This window comes from Streptomyces caniferus (genome assembly GCF_009811555.1).
Taxonomy (GTDB): Bacteria; Actinomycetota; Actinomycetes; order Streptomycetales; family Streptomycetaceae; genus Streptomyces; species Streptomyces caniferus.
Genome location: NZ_BLIN01000005.1, coordinates 3,010,808 through 3,030,280, shown reverse-complemented (window position 1 = coordinate 3,030,280; position 19,473 = coordinate 3,010,808). Strand labels below are relative to the sequence as shown.

The window sequence follows — 19,473 nt, the reverse complement described above, 5'->3', positions numbered from 1 at the left end:
CATCCTTCCACGGCACGGGCCCCTTGATCGTGGGCAGCCGGGGATCGGGCGGCGTCCGGCCCGCGCCCGCCGGACCGCGACCGGGAACGCGGCGTCCGGTTCCCGCCAGCGCGGCGCGGCCGCGGCGCCGACGCTGGAGTCATGACCACCCACACCGCAGACCGGACCCGCCCGCCCACGACCGGCCACACCGCTCGCGCCATCCCGGAGACCGCCCTCGAGGAGCTGCGGGTCACCGACGACGCCGGACGGCCCACCGAGCCGTTCACCGCCCGTGCGGACGGGGTGCCGCAGGACTGCGTCGGGGCGCTGCTGCGCTGCTGCCTGCGCGACGCCCGGGCCGGCGAGCGGGTGGCGCTGGTCTCGTACGCGCCGCTGCGCCGCTGGGCGGCCGGGACCGGGGCGGAGCCGGGCGCCTACGACGAGCAGGGGCCGGTGTTCGTCCACGCCGGGGCGTGCGGCGGGCCGGACGGCGCGGCCGGCCGGTATCCGGACCTGCGGGCCGGTGCGCTGCGCGTACTGCGCCGCTACAACGCCCAGGGGCAGATCATCGGCGGCCGGTACCTGGAGGTTCCCGAGGACGTCGAGGCCGCGTTCGACGCCGCCCTCGGGGAGGCGTTCGCGGATCCGCGGACCGCGCTGGTGCACGTACGGGCCGTGGAGTACGGATGCTTCCAGTTCGAGGTCCGGCCGGAACGCTAGCCCGAAGCGGCAAAGGAAACGGCGGGTGCCCGTACGGAGACTCCGTACGGGCACCCGCCGCTGTTGCGTGCGCGCGGTGCGGTCAGCCGCGCAGCTCCGCCGCGACCAGCTCCGCGATCTGGACGGCGTTCAGCGCCGCGCCCTTGCGGAGGTTGTCGTTGGAGACGAACAGCGCCAGGCCGTTCTCGGCGGTCTCGTCCTCGCGGATGCGGCCCACGAAGGACGCGTCCTGGCCGGCGGCCTGGAGCGGGGTGGGGACGTCCGAGAGGGTGACGCCGGGGGCGCCGGCCAGCAGCTCCTGGGCGCGGGCCGGGCTGATCGGACGCGCGAAGCGGGCGTTGACCTGCAGCGAGTGGCCGGTGAAGACCGGGACGCGGACGCAGGTGCCGGACACCTTCAGGTCCGGGATCTCCAGGATCTTGCGGCTCTCGTGGCGGAGCTTCTGCTCCTCGTCGGTCTCGTTCAGACCGTCGTCGACGATCGAGCCGGCCATCGGCAGCACATTGAAGGCGATCGGGCGGACGTAGTTGTCCGGCTCGGGGAACTCCACGGCCGCACCGTCGTGCGTGAGCTTGGTGGCGTCCTGCTCGACGGCCTTGCGGACCTGGCCGTCCAGCTCCGCCACACCGGCCAGACCGCTGCCGGACACCGCCTGGTAGGTGGCGACGACCACCGAGACCAGACCGGCCTCCTCGTGCAGCGGGCGCAGCACGGGCATCGCGGCCATGGTCGTGCAGTTCGGGTTGGCGATGATGCCCTTGGGCCGGTCGGTGATCGCCGACGGGTTGACCTCGGAGACGACCAGCGGGACCTGGGGGTCACGGCGCCAGGCCGAGGAGTTGTCGATCACGACCGGGCCGGCGGCGGCGACCTTCTCCGCCAGCGCCTTGGACGTGGCGCCGCCCGCCGAGAAGATCACGATGTCCAGCGCCGAGTAGTCGGCGGTGGCCGCGTCCTCGACCGTGATCTCGGTGTCCTGCCAGGGCAGCGTGCGTCCGGCGGACCGGGCCGAAGCGAACAGCCGCAGCTGCTCGACCGGGAAGTTCCGCTCGGCGAGGATGCCCCGCACCACGCCGCCGACCTGTCCGGTGGCTCCGACGATTCCGATCCTCATGGGACTCCTTCTTTCTGGCCTGACATGGGTGTCTGCTCGGAACACCTGCTCAGTAGTGCCTCCATCATGTGTGTGATACCCGTCGCCTTGTCCAATCCGTTCCATTCCGTGGCGGGTCAGGACAGGTGCGGCGACGGAGCGTGCCGGTGCCCTCGCGGTGCGTGGCTACCGGCCTGGGGGTGGAGTGTCCGGGCCCGGGACGGAGCGTCCGGGTACCCCGGGGAGTGAACAGCCGGTGACCGCCGGCCGCACCTCCGGGCAGGGCTCCATGGCCGGCGGGTGACCGGCAGATCCCTGTGCGGTGATGGGTTCTCCGCGTTGCCGTGGCGTTCACGCACAGGTCATCCCCGATGCCAACCATCCCAGGTGACAGGGCAGTTGTGCTGCCCGGCCGCCTTCGCGTTCGCACCCGGGGAGCCCGCGTATGTCCCGTATACGGTCCGCCGCCACCTTCGACCGCCGCACGTTCCTGACCGCCACCGGAGCGGTGGGCGCCGCCACGGGGCTCGGGCTCGCCTTCGGCGTCGGCCCGGACCGGCAGGCCCAGGCCGCCACCGTCACCTCCGGCCCGGCCCCGGCCGCGCCCGTCCCGGTCGACGCCCCGGCCGTCCCGCGCACCCCGTACACCCGGGGCACCACCCTCGCCGGGGTGTCCGCCCCGCGCGGCAGCGGAGGCTACCGCCGGCTCGCCGACGGCCCCGCCTGGAACCGGGTCGTCCGCGCCGACCTCGCCGCGGCACACGGCGGGCGCGCGGGGCGGCGCACCGCGCTGGCGTCGTTCGTGCAGTTCACCGACCTGCACCTGGTCGATGTGCAGAGCCCGCTGCGCTACGAGTACCTGCGCGCCGAGACCGCCAGCGCCTGGCGGCCGCAGGAGGCGCTGTCGGTGGCCGGCGTGGTCTCGCTGATCGAGCGGGTCAACGCGCTGCCCGGCGGACCCGCCACCGGCGCCCCGCTCTCCTTCGTGATGACCACCGGCGACAACACCGACAACAACTCCAAGCTGGAGCTGGAGTGGTTCCTGACCGCGATGAGCGGCGGCCGGATCACCCCGAATTCCGGCGACCCGCGCCGCTACGAAGGCGTCCAGGACAGCGGGCTGAAGCTGTACTGGCAGCCGGAGCGCGCGCTGCGCGACGCCGACAAGCAGCGGGGCTTCCCGCACCTGGACGGGTTCCTGGAGGCCGCGATCCGCACCGTCCACAGCCCGGGTCTGCGGCTGCCCTGGTACTCCACGGTCGGCAACCACGACTCGCTGCCCGGCGGGTGCTACGCCCCCGGCGACCCCTTCTGGACCGAGACCGCCACCGGCGGCCACAAGCTGGAGAGTCTGCCCGCCGCCGAGGCCGCAAAGGTCTGGAAGGCGGTCAAGGACGGCCTCGACCCCCAGGGAGCCGACTTCAAGCGGCTGCTGAAGGCCCACGCCAAGCAGGCCAGGAGGGTCACCCCGGACGAGCGGCGCGCCCCCTTCACCCGGGCCGAGTATCTGCGCGCCCACCTCGATCCGGCGCACACGGGTCCCGGTCCGCACGGCCACGGCTACACCTCCGCCCATCTCGACGGGAACCGCCTCTACTACACCTTCCGGGTCTCCGACGACGTCCTGGGGATCAGCCTGGACACCACCGACCCCGGCGGCCACTACACCGGCTCGGTCGGCGACGCCCAGCTGCGCTGGCTGGAGCGGACGCTGAAGGAGAACGAGAAGGGGGAGAAGGCGCATGTGCTGGTCTTCAGCCACCACACCAGCAAGTCGATGAACAACACCCGGCCCGACCCGGCCCGCCCGCACGAGCGGCGGCACAGCGGCGCCGAGCTGGTGGAGGTGCTGGCCGCCCACCCCAGTGTCGTCGGCTGGATCAACGGCCACAGCCACAAGAACGAGATCCTCGCGCACGGCGGCTTCTGGGAGATCTCCACCGCCTCGCACATCGACTTCCCGCAGCTGGCCCGGGTCATCGAGCTGGTGGACAACCACGACGGCACGCTGTCGCTGTTCACCACCCTGGTCGAGTCGGCCGCTCCGCACCGCACGGACTTCACCGACCTCTCGCAGACCGGTCTGGCGGCCCTCTACCGCGAGCTGTCCTTCAACGCCCCCGAGGCCCGTACGGACCTGGCGGGCACGGCCCGGGACCGCAACGTCGAGCTGCTGCTCAAGCGGCGCTGACGGCCTCGGGGCGGCGCCCGCCCTAGCGCGGCAGCACCACCACATACGCGCTCGGCTCCCGGTCCCCGGCCGCCATCAGGGCCGTACGGATCACCGCGGCCTGCTGTTCGGGGGCCGTGCGCAGGGTGCGCGGCAGGCAGCGGACGACGGTGATGCCCAGCCGCTCCAGATGCTCGCGCTTGTGGAAGAATGGCGACTGCAGCGGGTCCTCCTCGGGGCGCGGTGCCCGGGTGTCGATCTCCAGGGCCACCGCGTGCTCCGGCCAGAAGGCGTCCACGCCGCCCAGGTGCGGCCCGCCCGGCAGCCGCAGCTCGACGTTCCACAGCGGGTCGGGCAGCCCGTGGGCGCGCACCATCGCATAGAGCCGCTGCTCGGCCAGCGCCCGGCCCTCGGCCAGCAGGGTGTCCACCGCGTCGACCACGTGCGGCCGGGTCAGCAGCCGGGCCCGGCTCAGCTCCCGCACCACCGAGGTCGCCTCGCAGTGGCCGCCGCGCACCGCCTCGGTCAGCAGCCGGCGCACCGTCGCGGCGTCGGTGAGCGCGCCGACCGCGTCCGCCACCGCGCGCGGCACCGGCGCGGCCGGCACCCCGGTGATCTCCTGCGCCACGGGCAGCTCCACGGTCCGCACGATGCGCGCGAAACCGGTCGAGCGCAGCCGGCGGGTACGGGCCACCAGCACCTCGATGCGGTCCAGGGCGAGCAGCGGGGGCGCCTCGGTGAAGCCGTGCAGGGCGAGCGCCGCCAGGCCCGTGATCATCGCCTCGGGGGCGTCCGCGGACTCGGAGCCCTGCTGGGGCACCGCGGGGCCCCGGTGGCTGGCGTACAGCAGGGCCGCATGCAGCCGTTCCTCACTGGTGGGAGGCCCCGCATGCAGCAGATAGATGCCGGGGAGCAGTTGTTGCCAGGGACCGCCGGCGCGGCAGCGTTCGGTGGTCTCGGCCGCCGGGATGCCGTGCTCGCGCAGCTGCCGGGTGGTCATCACCCGGCACTGCGCCTCGGAGAGGTGGCGGAGGGGGAGGGGGGAGAGCGGGGTGTCGTGGTTCATGACACCTCGATTCCCGCGCCCGCTCCACCCCCTAACCGCTGTTACACGCCCGTACCACAAACCGGACAACCCTGTACTAAAGTACGGGCGTTCGACTGCCGAAAGGAGCTGGTCGTCCCGGGGGTTACGGCCTCGGCCCGGCCGCCTCGTCACAAGCCTGTGCACGCCGTGCCCGCGCCAGATCGTCCCGCTTCTCCAGGACCAGCCGGCGCAGTGCGGGCGCCGCCTGCGCCTGCCCGTCCAGCCAGCCGTCCGCGGCGTCCAGCGTGGCCTGCTCCACCAGCCAGGCCGGGAACAGCCCGCGCACGACCTCCATCCCGATCTCGATGGAGCGCTCCCGCCACACCCGCTCGATCGCCGCGAAGTAGCGCGGCAGGTACGGGGCCAGCAGCTCCCGCTGCCCGAACTGCGCGAACCCGGCGATCGTCGCCTCCACCAGGGCGTTGGAGAGCACATCCGACTCCACGACCCGGGCCCACGCCTGCTCCTTGACCTCGGCCGAGGGCCGGGCGGCCAGGCAGCGCACCTGGTGGCGCCTGCCGGAGGCGGTGTTGTCGCGGGCCAGCTCGGCGGCGATCACGCTCTCGTCCGCGATGCCGTGCGCGGCCAGCGGCTCCAGGACCGTCCAGCGCAGCTCCTGGTCCACGTCCAGGCCGTCGATCTTCGCCGTACCGTCCAGCAGGCCCGTCAGCAGCTGGAGATCGGCGGGGGTGCCGGCGAGGGCGATGAAGTGCCGCGCCCAGGCGAGCTGATGGCCGCTGCCGGGGTCGGCCAGCCGCAGCTCGCGCAGCGCGCCCTCGGCCAGCTCCCGGGCGGCCTGCTCCCGGCGGTCCGGTGCGGAGTACTGCTCCAGCGCCGTCTGCGCCTGTGCGTGCAGCGACTGCAGCACACCGATGTCGGTCTCCCGGCCGGCGAACCGCCGCACCAGGTCGAGGTAGTCGCGGGCCGGCATCAGCCCGTCGCGGGTCATGCCCCACAGTGCCGCCCAGCACACCGCCCGTGCCATCGGGTCGGTCAGCTCGCCGAGCCGGGCCCGCAGGGTGGCCAGCGACCCCTCGTCGAAACGGACCTTGGCGTACGTCAGGTCCTCGTCGTTGACCAGCACCAGCTCGGGCCGTTCGAGGCCGGCCAGCTCGGGCACGGCCGTCCGCGGACCGGAGACGTCCACCTCGGCGCGGGCGTAGCGCACCAGCGCCGGGTCCCCGCCCTCCGAGAACACGGTCTGCCGCCGGTAGAGGCCGACCGCGACCCGGTGCGGCCGCAGCTGCGGATACGAGGGGGCCGCCTCCTGGAGGATGCTCAGCTCGGTGATCCGGTCCTGGGCGTCGTACGTGACCTGCGGGGTCAGGGAGTTGACGCCCGCGGTCTCCAGCCAGGCCCGCGACCAGGCCGCCAGGTCCCGGCCGGAGGTCTCCTCCAGCACCGCCAGCAGGTCCTTCAGCCGGGTGTTGCCGTAGGCGTGCCGCTTGAAGTAGCGCCGGGCGCCCTCCAGGAAGGCGTCCTGCCCGACATACGCGACCAGTTGCTTGAGGACGGCCGCGCCCTTGGCGTAGGTGATGCCGTCGAAGTTGAGCTTGGCGTCCTCCAGGTCCCGGATGTCGGCGGTGACCGGGTGGGTGGAGGGCAGCTGGTCGGCGCGGTAGGCCCACGACTTGCGGCGGTTGGCGAAGGTGATCCAGCCGTCGGTGAAGCGCGTCGCCCCCACCAGCGCGAAGGCGCCCATGAAGTCCGCGTAGGACTCCTTGAGCCACAGGTCGTCCCACCACTGCATGGTGACCAGGTCGCCGAACCACATGTGCGCCATCTCGTGCAGGATGACGTTGGCCCGGTTCTCGTAGGACGCCTCGGTCACCTTGCCGCGGAAGATGAACTCCTCGCGGAAGGTGACACAGCCCGGGTTCTCCATGGCCCCGAGGTTGTACTCCGGGACGAAGGCCTGGTCGTACTTCCCGAACGGGTAGGGGAAGTCGAAGTGGTCGTGGAAGAAGTCCAGGCCCTGCTTGGTGACGGTGAAGATGTCGTCGGCGTCGAAGTGCCTGGCCAGGCCCTTGCGGCAGAGCGCGCCCAGCGGGATCTCCAGCTCGGTGCCGTCCTCGAAGGTGCGCCGGTAGCTGTCGGAGACGTAGTGGTACGGGCCGGCGACCACGGCCGTGATGTACGTCGAGATCGGCTGCGTCGTGGCGAAGCGGTGCCGCCCGCCCTCGGCCTCGCCCTCCTGCGCGCCGTTGCTGAGCACCCGCCAGCCCTCGGGCGCGGTGACCTCGAAGGTGAACGGGGCCTTCAGGTCGGGCTGTTCGAAGTTCGCGAAGACCCGGCGGGAGTCGGCCGGCTCGTACTGGGTGTAGAGGTAGACCTCGCCGTCCTCGGGGTCCACGAAGCGGTGCAGGCCCTCACCGGTCCGGCTGTAGGCGCACCGGGCGTCGACGACGAGGGTGTTCTCGGCGGCCAGCCCGTCCAGCGTGATCCGGGTGCCGTCGAAGACCGCCGCGGGGTCCAGCTCGTGGCCGTTGAGGGTGACGGAGGTGACCGACGGCGCCAGCAGGTCGGCGAAGGTCGAGGCGCCGGGCTCGGCACAGGAGAAGCGCAGCGTCGTCCGGGAGCGGAAGGTCTCCGCGTCCGCGCCGGACGCGACCGCTGAGCGGACGTCCAGCTGCACGTCGTAGGCGTCGACGCTCAGCAGCCGGCCCCGCTCACGTGCCTCGTCCCGGGACAGATTCTCACCTGGCACGACGTGACTCCCTCGTCCTCGTATCGAATATCGAACAACGGGAATCATGGCACGCCCCCCGTCGGTTGAACCTTCCACGGAACAGCACCGTTGACCGACGCAGCACAGCTCTCATAAGGAGACCCCGTGTCCGACACCGCGAAGACCCCGGCAGACTTCTGGTTCGACCCGCTGTGCCCCTGGGCGTGGATGACCTCGCGCTGGATGCTGGAGGTGGAGAAGGTCCGCCCGGTCGAGGTGCGCTGGCACGTGATGAGCCTGGCGGTGCTGAACGAGGACAGGCTCGACGAGCTGCCCGAGGAGTACGCCGAGAACATGCGCCCCGGCGGCAAGGCGTGGGGTCCGGTCCGTGTGGTGATCGCCGCACAGCAGCTGCACGGCGACGAGGCCGTGGGCAGGCTCTACACGGCGCTGGGCACCCGCTTCCACAACGAGGGCCTCGGGGTGACCCCGGAGAGCATCGCCGCCGCCCTGGAGGACGCGGGCCTGCCCGCCGACCTGATCGCCTACGCCGAGAAGGACACCTACGACGTCCAGTTGCGCGCCTCCCACAAGGAAGGCATCGACCTGGTCGGCCAGGAGGTCGGCACCCCCGTGATCGCCGTCCCCGGACCGGATTCCCAGGGCGCGAGCGCAGCGAGCTCCAACGGGGGTGGTGGCCGGGCGACGGGTGGGCAGATCGCCTTCTTCGGCCCGGTCGTCACCCCGGCCCCCAAGGGCGAGGAGGCCGCCAGGCTGTGGGACGGCACGCTGATGGTCGCGTCCATCCCCGGCTTCTACGAGATCAAGCGGACCCGGACCCAGGGGCCGATCTTCGACTGACGCCCGCGCCGCGGCACCCATGGGAGCGCCCCCGTACGTATCGGACGTACGGGGGCGCTCCGTCATTCCGCCTGCCGGGTGAAGGGTGAGAAGACGATCACGAGGCAGGACGACTGGGCCGCGGCCGGGCCGTTACGGGGCCAGCAGCAGGCTGTGCGCGCGCTCCTTGGCGGACGCGTACCGCTTGGCGACGTCCTGCCAGTTCACGACCTGCCACATGGCCTCGATGAAGTCCACCTTCTGGTTCTTGTACTGCAGGTAGAAGGCGTGCTCCCAGGCGTCGAAGACCAGGATCGGGACCGAGCCCTGCCCGACGTTGCCCTGGTGGTCGTAGACCTGCTCGACGATGAGGCGGCCGCTGACCGGCTCGTAGGCCAGGACGCCCCAGCCGGAGCCCTGGGTGGTGGCCGCGGCCTTGGTCAGCTGGGCCTTGAAGCCGGCGTACGAGCCGAAGCTCTCGGCGATGGCGTCGGCCAGCTCGCCCACGCCGTCCTTCTCGTGCGGCTCGCCGCCGCCGTCACCGGTCATGTTGTGCCAGTAGATGCTGTGCAGGATGTGGCCGGAGAGGTGGAACGCGAGGTTCTTCTCCAGGCCGTTGATGTTGCCCCACGCTTCCTTGTCGCGGGCCTCGGCGAGCTGCTCCAGGGTGTCGTTCGCACCCTTCACATATGCCGCGTGGTGCTTGTCGTGGTGCAGCTCGATGATCTCGGGGCTGATGACCGGGGCCAGCGCCGAGTAGTCGTACGGAAGTTCAGGAAGTGTGTAGGTGGCCATGCCGAGCCTCTCCAACTGCTTACGACTTCTTATTGCAATCGATGTGCAAGAGCACGCTACCAGCAGGAGTGATCATCGGCCGGTTCCGGACACCGGCCTGGTCCCAAAGACGGAGGCGGGGCGGGACCTCGGTAGGAGGTTCCGCCCCGCCTCGGGGGAGTGGAGGAGGGCTACTGCCCGGCCGGGCCCGTGCCCCTGCCCAGCGACCGCTGCCGGACGAGTCCGATGACGGCCAGCACCAACCCGAAGCCGCCGGTGAACAGCAGCTGGATCCGCTGGTTCTCATCGCGCAGCATCAGCAGCAGCACGGCGATGATGCCCGCCAGTGCCACCCAGGTCAGGACCGGGAAGGCCCACATCTTCACCACGAGCTTCTCGGGCGCCTCGCGCTCCAGCGTCCGGCGCATCCGCAGCTGGGCGGTGGCGATGAAGCCCCACACCACCAGGACGGCCGCGCCGACCATGTTCAGCAGCCACTGGAAGACCGTGGTGGGCCACCAGAAGCTGAAGAGGACCGCGAGGAAGCCGAAGGCGGAGCACGTCAGGACGGCACGGCGGGGGACGCCGCTGCTGACCTTGCCGAGGAAGGCCGGGCCCTGGCCGCGGGAGATGAGGGAGTACGCCATCCGCGAGGAGCCGTAGAGGTTGGCGTTCACCGCGGAGAGCAGCGCGACGAGGATGACCACGTTCATGATCTGGCCGGCCGCCGGGATCTTCAGGTAGTCCAGGACCGCCACGTACGGGCCGCTCTTGGCGATGGAGGGGGCGCTCCAGGGGATGACGGTGACGATGACCGCCATCGAGCCGACGTAGAAGAGGGCGATGCGCCACATCGCGGTGCGCACCGCGCGGGCCACACCGCGCACCGGGTCCTTGGACTCGGCGGCCGCGATGGTCACCGTCTCCAGGCCGCCGTAGGCGAACACCGAGGCCAGCAGGCCGACCATCAGGCCGTCGACGCCCTTGGGGAGGAAGCCGCCGTCACCGGTGAGGTGCGAGGTGCCCGGGGCGTGGGTGCCGGGGAGCACGCCGAAGATGGCGAGCACGCCCAGGACCAGGAAGATGCCGATCGCCGCGACCTTCAGGGCGGCGAACCAGAACTCGAACTCACCGAAGTTGGAGACCGCGGTCAGGTTCGTGCCGGTGAAGATCACCATGAACAGCAGGACCCACATCCAGGGCTGGCTGTCCGGGAACCACTGCACCATCACGTCCGCGGCGCCGAGTGCCTCGGCGGCCACCGCCACACACAGCAGCGCGGTGAACATCCAGCCCGCCGTGAACCCGGCCCAGGAGCCTATGGAGCGCTCGGCGTGCACGGAGAAGGAGCCGGAGGCCGGGTTCGCCGCGGCCATCTCGCCGAGCATCCGCATGATCAGCATGACCAGCGCGCCGGAGACGGCGTAGGCGAGCACGATCGACGGTCCGGCCGCCGCGATGCCGGCGCGGGAGCCGACGAACAGTCCCGCGCCGATCACCCCGCCCAGGGCGATCATCGAGAGGTGGCGCTGCTTGAGGCCGTTGGACAGCGTGGAATCGCTGCCGGGGCCGGCGCCCTGGACCGCGTCGCCGTGCTCGCGCGCGGGTGCGGCGGACGAGGGTGTCCGATTCATGTCGTACCTGTCCCAGTAGGTGAGAGCGGAGCAAGGCGATACTGCGTTCTCCCCGGGCCGCGACCGGTGCGACGGTGCTGGCGAGCCCCCTGGACCCCCACCGGGGCGGGCAGGTCGCGCAGGGCCTGCCGACGGCTGAATCCGGGGTCCTCGGCAAAGCGGGCTCAGTTTGAGCGCCGGTGTCCGCTCAGGGCAACAGTCGTGCAGTGAATGTTCGGTATTCAGACGTGATCGCGACTGTATGTGTTCATTTCGTCGTCGATTGTGACGTGGGGTGAACTCTGGGGCAGGGGTCTCAACGGCGCGCGCGGCGCTCCCGGAGCGCGCGTACGCCCGCGACGAGCAGCACCGCACCGGTCGCCCCGGCGGACCACAGAAGCTGCGGCCGGGCCGCGTCATCGGTCAGCATCAGCACCAGCACACCGCCCATCGCCACCAGCGCCGCCCAGGTCAGGTAGGGGAACCCCCACATCCGCAGGGTCAGCTTCTCGGGCGCCTCGCGGGCGATCCGCGGCCGCAGCCGCAGCTGGGAGACGGCGATCAGGCCCCAGACGAAGAGCAGCACCGCGCCGACCGCGTTGAGCATGTAGAGGAAGACCGAATCCGGCCATTTCAGATTCAGCAGCACGGAGACGAAGCCGAAGGCCACCGAGGCGAGCACGGCGCGGCGCGGCACCCCGCCGCCCGACACCTTCAGCAGGGACCGCGGCGCCTCGCCCCGCTCGGCCAGCGAGAAGACCATCCGCGACGAGCCGTAGAGGTTGGCGTTCAGCGCGGACAGCAGGGCCACGAACACCACGATGTTCATGATCTGGCCGGCGCCCGGCACCCCGATGCCGTCCAGCACCGCGACGTACGGGCTCTTGCCCGGCTGCATCGACAACCAGGGCAGCAGGGTCACGATGACCAGCATCGAGCCGACGTAGAAGAACAGGATGCGCCACACCGCGCTGCGCACCGCCCGGCCCACCGCGCGCGCCGGATCGTCCGACTCGGCCGCGGCGATGGTGACGACCTCCAGGCCGCCGAAGGCGAACACCACCGCCAGGACCCCGGAGACCACCCCGGACCAGCCGTGCGGCAGGAAACCGCCGTGCCCGGTGAGGTTCGCCAGCCCGACGGGCTCGGTGTCCGGCAGCACCCCGAAGACGGCCAGCAGGCTCAGCGCGAGGAAGAGCACGATCGCGGTGACCTTCAGCGTCGCGAACCAGAACTCGAACTCGCCGAAGTTCTTCACCGCGGCCAGGTTGGCGGCGGTGAAGACGACCATGAAGATCAGCACCCAGCCCCACTGCGGCACCCCCGGCACCCAGCCGTTGGCTATCTGGGCCGCGCCGGTGGCCTCCACGGCGAGCACCACGACCAGCAGGAACCAGTAGAGCCAGCCGACGCTGAAACCGGCCCAGCGCCCCAGCGCCCGCTCCGCGTGCACCGAGAACGCGCCGGAGGCCGGGATCGCCGACGACATCTCGCCGAGCATCCGCATCACCAGCGTGGCCAGCGCGCCCGCGATCAGATACGACAGCACGATCCCGGGGCCGGCCACGGCTATGCCCGCGCCGGAGCCGACGAACAGGCCCGCGCCGATCACTCCGCCCAGGCCCAGCATCGTCAGATGGCGCTGCTTGAGCCCCCCGGACAGCGGCTGTTTCCCTTCGGTGACCGTCCCCGAAGAGGGCTCGACGGCTTGGGTCGGTGCGTCGTGCATGGGCTCGTACTCTCGCAAGGGCCGGGGCGGCGGGGGCCGCCGGCGGGTTGGGGGAACTCCACAGGTCACCGCGGGGCGCGCCCAGTGTCGCCGCACGTCGCGCGCTACCACAAAACCGGCGTCCGGAAGCGGCCCCGGCCGTGATGAGCATCACTTGACCTGCAATGACGTCCCGCGTCCCGCCGGGGCCGGGCATTCTGGCGGTTGTTCGGAAGTCTCCAAGCGGGCCGCTGCGGCTTTGTCGCTGCCACACGATGATCGCCGTCGGCCCGCTGGACTAACGTCATCGCGTCCCGTCCTGTCCCTCTCACACCCCGCGGAGCCCCGATGAGCACTGCCGCTCTCTCCCGTCCTGGCACGGTCCTCGCCGATCTGCTGCCGGCCGCCACCGCCTCCCGCGCCCGCGTCCGTGACGCCGCGCTGGTCCTCGGCGGCGCCGCGCTCACCGGCATCGCGGCCCAGATCGCCGTCCCGGTCCCCGGCTCCCCGGTCCCGGTCACGGGCCAGACCTTCGCCGCCCTCCTGGTCGGCGCCTCGCTCGGCGCGGGCCGCGGTCTGCTGTCGATGGTGCTGTACGCCCTGGCCGGCATGGCGGGCATGCCGTGGTTCGCCGGCGGTGCCTCGGGCGCGGGCGGCGCCACCTTCGGCTACATCGTGGGCATGATGCTCGCCGCCACCGCCGTGGGCGCCCTGGCCCGTCGCGGCGGCGACCGCGGGATGCTGCGCACCGCCGCCACCATGGCCGCCGGTACGGCCCTGATCTACGCCGTCGGCGTCCCCTACCTGGCGCTGAGCACCGGCATGTCCCTCGGCCAGGCCGTCGCCGTCGGCCTCGTCCCGTTCCTGATCGGCGACGCCCTCAAGGCCGCCCTGGCCATGGGCGCGCTGCCCACGGCCTGGAAGCTGGCCGGGCGCCGCGGCTGACCGGAACGTACGCCGCATACGCGAAGGGGCCGGGCCCCGTACACACCGCAGGGTGTGTACGGGGCCCGGCCCCTTCACGTGCTCGCCGTACTAGGCCCGGTCCGTCACCCCGGCGCCGGCGCCGGGGGCGCCCGCTCCGTCCGCCACGGCCGTCCGCGGCCGCCGCCGGTCCAGGATCAGCCCGACCGCCAGCACCACCACGGCCGCGACCACCGACAGCACCATCTGCTTGCGCCCGTCGGGGTTGTAGAACATGTAGCCGATCACGAAGACGATCAGCGCGATCGTCGCGTAGGTCAGCCACGGGTAGAGCCACATCCGCACGGTCAGCCGCTCCGGCGTCTCCCGCTCCAGGGTCCGGCGCATCCGCAGCTGCGAGAGGCAGATGACCAGCCACACGAAGAGCGCCACCGCGCCCGACGAGTTCAGCAGGAACTGGAAGATCGTGTCCTTCGACGTGTAGCTGAAGATCGTCGCGACGAAGCCGAAGGCGACCGACGCCCAGATCGCGACCGCCGGCACCCCGCCCTTGTTGACGGTGGCGAACGACTTCGGCGCATCCCCGCGCTGGCCGAGCGAGAACGCCATCCGGGAGGCGGTGTAGAGCCCGGAGTTCAGACAGGACAGCACCGCGGTCAGCACCACGACGTCCATCACGGTGCCCGCGTACGGGATGTCCAGCGACTCCAGCACGGCCACGTACGGGCTCTTCTCCACCGCCTTGGCGTTCCACGGCAGCAGCGTCACGATCACCGCGATCGAGCCGATGTAGAAGAGCGCGATCCGCCAGATCACGCTGTTGACGGCCTTGCGGACGGCCTGCACCGGGTTCGGCGACTCGCTCGCCGCCAGCGTGACGATCTCGCTGCCCATGAAGGAGAAGACCACCAGCAGCATGCCGGAGAGGATCGCGCCGGGTCCGTGCGGCAGGAAGCCGCCGTGCCCGGTCAGGTTCTCCGTGCCGACCGGGGCGCCGCCGGGCGGCAGCCCGAATATCGCCAGCGCGCCGACCACGATGAAGACGACGATCGCGACGACCTTGATCCCGGCGAACCAGAACTCGAACTCGCCGAACGAGCCGACCGAGACCAGGTTCGTGCCGGTCAGCACGATCATCACCAGCAGCGCCCAGGCCCACTGCGGGACGGCCGGGACCCAGCCGGTGAGGATCGCGGCGGCCGCGGTCGCCTCGACGGCCAGCACGACCGACCAGAAGAACCAGTACAGCCAGCCGATCGTGAATCCGGCCCAGCGGCCCAGCGCCCGGTCCGCGTAGGCGGAGAAGGAACCGGAGGTGGGAGAGGCCGCGGCCATCTCGCCCAGCATGCGCATCACGAGCACGACCAGCAGGCCGGTCAGCGCGTAGGAGAGCAGGATGCCGGGACCGGCGGCCGCGATGCCGGCTCCGGAGCCGACGAACAGGCCGGCGCCGATGACACCGCCGATGGCGATCATCGACAGATGGCGGTTCTTGAGTCCTGCCTGCAGCCCTTCCTGCGACTGCCCCCCGGTCCCTCCGCCGCCGAGATCACCGGCAGTGGGGACAGCTGTGGTGGTGGGGGTGTCCCCTGCTGCTCCGTGAGAGCTCGGGGGAAGGTGCGCGCCCATGTGCACCGTCCTTCGTGGTTCGCGGATGGATCCCCCGCATTAGATCTTCGTTAACCGTGGATTGGAAGGCCTGAAGCCGGATTGTTGTGTGAAACCCTGGAGGGTTACGGATTGCGCTTGCGTACGGAAGGTGGGGGGTGGCTTTCTGTACACGCATCCCTGGGACGACCCGGCGGCGCCTACCCGGCCCGGCTCGTGTCACACTCATCGCATGCGCGTGTACCTCGGTTCCGACCATGCAGGTTTCGACCTCAAGAACCACCTCGTCGAGTGGCTCACGGCCCATGGCCACGAGCCCGTCGACTGCGGTCCCCACATCTACGACGCCCAGGACGACTACCCGCCGTTCTGCCTGCGCGCCGCGGAGCGGACCGCCGCCGACCCGGACAGCCTCGGCATCGTGATCGGCGGCTCCGGCAACGGCGAGCAGATCGCCGCGAACAAGGTCAAGGGCGTACGGGCCGCACTCGCCTGGAGCGAGGAGACCGCCAAGCTCGGCCGCGAGCACAACAACGCCAACGTGATCTCCGTGGGCGGCCGGATGCACACCGAGGAGGAGGCGACCAAGTTCATCGAGATCTTCCTCGCCACCCCCTACTCGGGTGAGGAACGGCACACCCGCCGCATCGACATGCTCTCGGCCTACGAGACCACCGGCGAACTGCCGCCCGTCCCGGCCCACCACCCCCAGGGCTGACACCCCCCACTGACTCTGCCGCCCGCCCGCCCCGGCCGACGGGGCGGGCGGGCGCGCCCACTGGAGGACACCCGTGCCCGAGGGGCATACGATCCACCGCCTCGCCCTGGACCACCGCTCCCGCTTCGAGGGCGGACCGGTACGGGCGAGCAGCCCCCAGGGCAAGTTCGCGGGCGGTGCGGCGCTCGTCGACGGCCAGGTCATGACGACCGCCGAGGCGCACGGCAAACACCTCTTCCTCGGCTTCGGCCTTCCCCCAGCGACCTCCGACGATCCCCCTCAGTCCACGGGGGACGCCCATCGCTGGGTCCACATCCACCTCGGCCTGTTCGGCAAGCTCGGCTTCGGCACGGCCCCCGCCCCGCCGCCCACCGACACCGTGCGCCTCCGGCTCGCGAACGCGTCCGCCTACGCGGACCTCCGCGGCCCCACCACCTGCGCGCTGATCACCGAGGACGAGAAGGACGCGATACACGACCGGCTGGGCCCCGACCCGCTGCGCCCCGGCGACGACGGCACCCGCGCCTGGCAGCGGATCTCCCGCAGCCGTACGACGATCGCGGCGCTGCTGCTCGACCAGAAGATCATCGCCGGGGTCGGCAACGTCTACCGCGCCGAGGTCCTCTTCCGCCACCGCATCGACCCCTACCGCCCCGGCCGCGACCTCACCCGCACCGAATGGGACGCGATCTGGGCCGACCTGGTGTTCCTGATGGCCGAGGGCGTCCGGCACAACCGGATCGACACCGTCCGCCCGGAACACCTGCCGGAGGCCATGGGCCGCCCGCCGCGGGTCGACGACCACGGCGGCGAGGTGTACGTCTACCGCCGCGCCCACCTGGGCTGCCACATCTGCGGCGGCGAGATCCGCACCGCCGGTCTCGCCGCCCGCAACCTCTTCTGGTGCCCGGGCTGTCAGCCCTCCGCCGGCGGCTGACCGCCGCCGCGGGCCGGCCGGGCCCTCAGAACCCGTGCGGCAGCCAGGGCGCCACCTCCGAGCCGAACGCCCGCGCGGCCTCCGCCAGCGCACCGGGCCGCAGCTCGCGCACCCGCCCCGCCGCCGCCAGCGCGCGCAGCGAGAACCCGCCCAGATAGGCCGACCCCAGCTCCCGTACGGACAGCGCCAGTTCGGCCGGGGCCGTGGTCCGCGCGCAGGCGGCGCCCGCCGCGTCGCCGGACAGCCGCCAACGCCCCTCGTTCCACGGGCAGAACGGGTCCGACACCTCCAGCACCACCTCCACCGGCGTCCGGTACGCCCGCGCCGCCAGCGCCGCGCCCACCTCCACCGGACGGACGAACAACGACTCGTCCAGCCGGATGTCGCACCGCCGCATGTCCGGGACGAGGTGCAGCAGCGCATCGTCCACCGGCCGGGTGCGCACCGACACCGACGTCGTCAGATCGATCCCGAACAGAAAGCGCCACAGCGCCGCGTACCCCACCGGGTCCAGCGCCTCGACGTCCCGCAGCAGCACCTTCCCGGTCGGCCCGGTGTGGTCGTGGCTGGGCTGCACCGCGAAGCGCGCGTACCCCCGCACCTCGCCGTCCACCTCGGCCACCACGCACTGCAGCACCCCGGCCCCGTCCCGCCCGTTCGGATCGTCCCGTACGGGGAGCCGTTCCCACCCGGGGCGCCGGGCCAGCATCCCGGGCCGGGTGGGTACCAGCCGGGCGTAGACCCGCTCGCAGTCGGCCACCGCGACCACCGGATCGACCAGCCGCAGCCGTACGCCGTCCACGCCGGGCAGTTCCGGGGCGGGCAGCCGCACGGTGTCCACCGCCAGCCGCATGTCCTGGGCCGCCGGCCCGTAGCCGAACCGGCCGTAGATCGCCGGCTCGGAGGAGGTCAGCACCGCCAGCGGCTCACCGCGCTCCCGGACGTCCGCCAACTGGTGCCGCATCATCGACCGCAGCAGCCCGCGGCGGCGGTGCGTGGACCGCACGCTCACCGCCGTGACACCGGCCGCCGGCACCTCGGCCCCGCCCGGCACCGTCAGCCCGAAGGAGAACGCCCCCGCCGTGGCGACACAGTCGCCGTCGTCCCAGATGCCGAACGACCGCTCCGGCTCGGTGACGGCGCGCTGGAGCGCACGGTTCTCCTCGGGCAGCGGCAGCCCGCCGAACGCCCGGTTCAGGGCGTTCGACCAGTTGTCCCATTCGGTGTCCCGCAACGTCCGCAATTCGCTTGCCATGCGCCATCCCTAGCAGGGCGCCCTCCGGCCGCGCGACCGTATTTCGAACGGTGTTTCCCGGCTATTCTCCGGGGCTACGTGCGGCGAATCGACGCGCCGCCGAACGGGTGGATAAGGTCCCAGAACAATGACAAGCGGCCAGGGCACGGAAACCCTGACGGCTCGGATGCACAAAGGTCTGCACCGGGCCCGTATCGGCGTGCGCAAGGCCGGAGTCGACTACTTCCGTGGTGAGGGCTCCGACCGCTTCGCACTGGCCGTCCTCCTCCTCGCCATACCCGCCATCGCCGCGGGCACGCTCCGGTGGCCCGAATGGATCGCCCCGGCGGCACTGGTCCTCCCGGTCATCGCCGGGGGACTGCTGCTGCGGCCGGCCAACCTCCTGGTTCTGTACGGCGCGTCCGCGGCCGCCCTGGTCGTCGAGGCCGCCCTGTTCGGCCCGTACGACGCCGGACCGGACCGGATCACCCCGGGCACGGTCCTGGTCGTCGCCGCGGTCGGGCTCTTCGGCCTGCTGATCGCGCAGTTCCGCAGCCGGGTCGGCGTGCCCTGGCGGCGCGGCGGCACGATGCTCTTCGACCTGCGCGAACGCATCCGCGTCCAGAGCGAACTGCCCCGGCTGCCCGAGGGCTGGCACCACGAGATGGCGCTGCGTCCGGCCGGCGGGCAGTCCTTCTCCGGCGACTTCGTGGTGGCCTCCCGCACCCACGGCGGCGACATCCTCGAAGTGGTGCTGACGGACGTCTCCGGCAAGGGCATGGACGCGGCCTCCCGCGCGCTGCTGCTGTCCGGCGCCTTCGGCGGCCTGCTCGGCTCGCTGCCGCCGCACGGCTTCCTGCCCGCCGCCAACGGCTATCTGCTGCGCCAGGACTGGGACGAGGGGTTCGCGACCTCCATCCACCTCGTCCTCGACCTGGAGTCCGGCGACTACGAACTGCTCTCCGCCGGCCATCTGCCGGCCCTCCAGCTCAGCGCCGGCAGCGGCCGCTGGGAGGAGAAGCCGGGGGAGGGGCCGCTGCTCGGCGTCTACGACGGCGCCCAGTTCGACCCGGTCAAGGGGACGCTGCGGCCGGGCGACGTCCTGATGCTGTTCACCGACGGCCTGGTGGAGGCCGCCGACCGCGATATCGCCGAGGGCATCGACCGGCTGACCGGCGAGGCCGACCGCTATGTGGCCGGCGGGTTCGCCGGGGCCGCCTGGCATCTGATCGAGGCCGTCGCCAAGGACGTCAACGACGACCGTGCGCTGCTGCTGATCTGCCGGGACGCGTAACCAGGACGCCGGCCGGTCCGGAAGCGGTCCGTCCGCTCTCCCCGCCGCCGGGTCCGTCCTCCGCCACCGGGCTCCTGCTCCGCCACCGGGGTCCCGTACCGGC

Annotated in this window: 15 protein-coding genes; 7 read left to right on the top strand and 8 right to left on the bottom strand. The window is 71.9% G+C overall.

Annotated features, from left to right (window positions below; translation table 11 throughout):
• Positions 1-141: 141 nt before the first annotated feature.
• Positions 142-702 carry a DUF1203 domain-containing protein gene (locus Scani_RS29880; RefSeq protein ID WP_159480889.1) on the top strand — a complete coding sequence of 187 codons (561 nt, stop codon included), beginning with the start codon at positions 142-144 and terminating at the stop codon, positions 700-702.
• A gap of 82 nt (positions 703-784) precedes the next feature.
• On the opposite strand, the gene Scani_RS29875 is transcribed toward Scani_RS29880, so the two are convergent.
• The gene (locus tag Scani_RS29875; protein WP_159480888.1) at positions 785-1,816 is read right to left on the bottom strand and encodes an aspartate-semialdehyde dehydrogenase; all 1,032 of its coding nucleotides are present in this window, start codon (positions 1,814-1,816) and stop codon (positions 785-787) included.
• 424 nt (positions 1,817-2,240) lie between these two features.
• On the opposite strand from Scani_RS29875, the gene Scani_RS29870 reads away from it, so the two are divergent.
• A complete protein-coding gene (locus Scani_RS29870) occupies positions 2,241-3,986 on the top strand; it encodes a TIGR03767 family metallophosphoesterase (RefSeq protein ID WP_159480887.1) in 1,746 nt (581 codons plus the stop codon).
• Between the two features lie 22 nt (positions 3,987-4,008).
• Here Scani_RS29870 and Scani_RS29865 read toward each other — a convergent pair whose 3' ends face one another.
• Positions 4,009-5,031 carry a hypothetical protein gene (locus Scani_RS29865; protein WP_159480886.1) on the bottom strand — a complete coding sequence of 341 codons (1,023 nt, stop codon included), beginning with the start codon at positions 5,029-5,031 and terminating at the stop codon, positions 4,009-4,011.
• Positions 5,032-5,155: 124 nt separating this feature from the next.
• Positions 5,156-7,759, bottom strand: coding sequence for an aminopeptidase N (gene pepN, locus Scani_RS29860; RefSeq protein WP_159480885.1), 2,604 nt, complete (start codon positions 7,757-7,759; stop codon positions 5,156-5,158).
• 126 nt (positions 7,760-7,885) lie between these two features.
• Here pepN and Scani_RS29855 point away from each other — a divergent pair, with 126 nt between their 5' ends.
• On the top strand, positions 7,886-8,581 hold the full coding sequence (locus Scani_RS29855; protein WP_159480884.1) for a mycothiol-dependent nitroreductase Rv2466c family protein: 696 nt from the start codon (positions 7,886-7,888) through the stop codon (positions 8,579-8,581).
• 132 nt (positions 8,582-8,713) lie between these two features.
• Here the strand turns inward: Scani_RS29855 and Scani_RS29850 are convergent, their stop codons facing one another.
• The 3 genes from Scani_RS29850 to Scani_RS29840 all read right to left on the bottom strand — a co-directional run bounded on the left by Scani_RS29850 (position 8,714) and on the right by Scani_RS29840 (position 12,676).
• A complete protein-coding gene (locus tag Scani_RS29850) occupies positions 8,714-9,355 on the bottom strand; it encodes a superoxide dismutase (RefSeq protein ID WP_159480883.1) in 642 nt (213 codons plus the stop codon).
• A gap of 170 nt (positions 9,356-9,525) precedes the next feature.
• Positions 9,526-10,968, bottom strand: coding sequence for an amino acid permease (locus Scani_RS29845; protein WP_159480882.1), 1,443 nt, complete (start codon positions 10,966-10,968; stop codon positions 9,526-9,528).
• Between the two features lie 295 nt (positions 10,969-11,263).
• On the bottom strand, positions 11,264-12,676 hold the full coding sequence (locus Scani_RS29840; protein WP_159480881.1) for an amino acid permease: 1,413 nt from the start codon (positions 12,674-12,676) through the stop codon (positions 11,264-11,266).
• A 327-nt stretch (positions 12,677-13,003) separates the two neighbouring features.
• Between Scani_RS29840 and Scani_RS29835 the strand changes: the two genes are divergently transcribed.
• On the top strand, positions 13,004-13,600 hold the full coding sequence (locus Scani_RS29835; protein WP_159480880.1) for a biotin transporter BioY: 597 nt from the start codon (positions 13,004-13,006) through the stop codon (positions 13,598-13,600).
• Positions 13,601-13,690: 90 nt separating this feature from the next.
• On the opposite strand, the gene Scani_RS29830 is transcribed toward Scani_RS29835, so the two are convergent.
• Complete coding sequence (locus Scani_RS29830; RefSeq protein ID WP_159480879.1) at positions 13,691-15,208, bottom strand: amino acid permease; 1,518 nt, start codon at positions 15,206-15,208, stop codon at positions 13,691-13,693.
• Between the two features lie 211 nt (positions 15,209-15,419).
• Between Scani_RS29830 and Scani_RS29825 the strand changes: the two genes are divergently transcribed.
• Both Scani_RS29825 and Scani_RS29820 read left to right on the top strand, forming a co-directional pair.
• The gene (locus tag Scani_RS29825) at positions 15,420-15,905 is read left to right on the top strand and encodes a ribose-5-phosphate isomerase (RefSeq protein ID WP_159480878.1); all 486 of its coding nucleotides are present in this window, start codon (positions 15,420-15,422) and stop codon (positions 15,903-15,905) included.
• A 73-nt stretch (positions 15,906-15,978) separates the two neighbouring features.
• On the top strand, positions 15,979-16,842 hold the full coding sequence (locus tag Scani_RS29820; RefSeq protein WP_159480877.1) for an Fpg/Nei family DNA glycosylase: 864 nt from the start codon (positions 15,979-15,981) through the stop codon (positions 16,840-16,842).
• Positions 16,843-16,867: 25 nt separating this feature from the next.
• Here the strand turns inward: Scani_RS29820 and Scani_RS29815 are convergent, their stop codons facing one another.
• Positions 16,868-18,097 carry a GNAT family N-acetyltransferase gene (locus Scani_RS29815; protein WP_159480876.1) on the bottom strand — a complete coding sequence of 410 codons (1,230 nt, stop codon included), beginning with the start codon at positions 18,095-18,097 and terminating at the stop codon, positions 16,868-16,870.
• A 127-nt stretch (positions 18,098-18,224) separates the two neighbouring features.
• On the opposite strand from Scani_RS29815, the gene Scani_RS29810 reads away from it, so the two are divergent.
• Positions 18,225-19,370, top strand: a complete 1,146-nt coding sequence (locus Scani_RS29810) for a PP2C family protein-serine/threonine phosphatase (RefSeq protein ID WP_159480875.1) — start codon at positions 18,225-18,227, stop codon at positions 19,368-19,370.
• The last annotated feature ends 103 nt before the right edge of the window (positions 19,371-19,473 follow it).

Bases quoted from the DNA above. Each gene is read 5' to 3' on its own strand.
- Scani_RS29830 (WP_159480879.1), bottom strand. From the start codon at position 15,208: ATGGGCGCGCACCTTCCCCCGAGCTCTCACGGAGCAGCAGGGGACACC.
- Scani_RS29825 (WP_159480878.1), top strand. From the start codon at position 15,420: ATGCGCGTGTACCTCGGTTCCGACCATGCAGGTTTCGACCTCAAGAAC.
- Scani_RS29810 (WP_159480875.1), top strand. From the start codon at position 18,225: ATGACAAGCGGCCAGGGCACGGAAACCCTGACGGCTCGGATGCACAAA.
- Scani_RS29840 (WP_159480881.1), bottom strand. From the start codon at position 12,676: ATGCACGACGCACCGACCCAAGCCGTCGAGCCCTCTTCGGGGACGGTC.
- Scani_RS29845 (WP_159480882.1), bottom strand. From the start codon at position 10,968: ATGAATCGGACACCCTCGTCCGCCGCACCCGCGCGCGAGCACGGCGAC.
- Scani_RS29865 (WP_159480886.1), bottom strand. From the start codon at position 5,031: ATGAACCACGACACCCCGCTCTCCCCCCTCCCCCTCCGCCACCTCTCC.
- Scani_RS29835 (WP_159480880.1), top strand. From the start codon at position 13,004: ATGAGCACTGCCGCTCTCTCCCGTCCTGGCACGGTCCTCGCCGATCTG.
- Scani_RS29815 (WP_159480876.1), bottom strand. From the start codon at position 18,097: ATGGCAAGCGAATTGCGGACGTTGCGGGACACCGAATGGGACAACTGG.
- Scani_RS29880 (WP_159480889.1), top strand. From the start codon at position 142: ATGACCACCCACACCGCAGACCGGACCCGCCCGCCCACGACCGGCCAC.
- Scani_RS29870 (WP_159480887.1), top strand. From the start codon at position 2,241: ATGTCCCGTATACGGTCCGCCGCCACCTTCGACCGCCGCACGTTCCTG.
- Scani_RS29850 (WP_159480883.1), bottom strand. From the start codon at position 9,355: ATGGCCACCTACACACTTCCTGAACTTCCGTACGACTACTCGGCGCTG.
- Scani_RS29875 (WP_159480888.1), bottom strand. From the start codon at position 1,816: ATGAGGATCGGAATCGTCGGAGCCACCGGACAGGTCGGCGGCGTGGTG.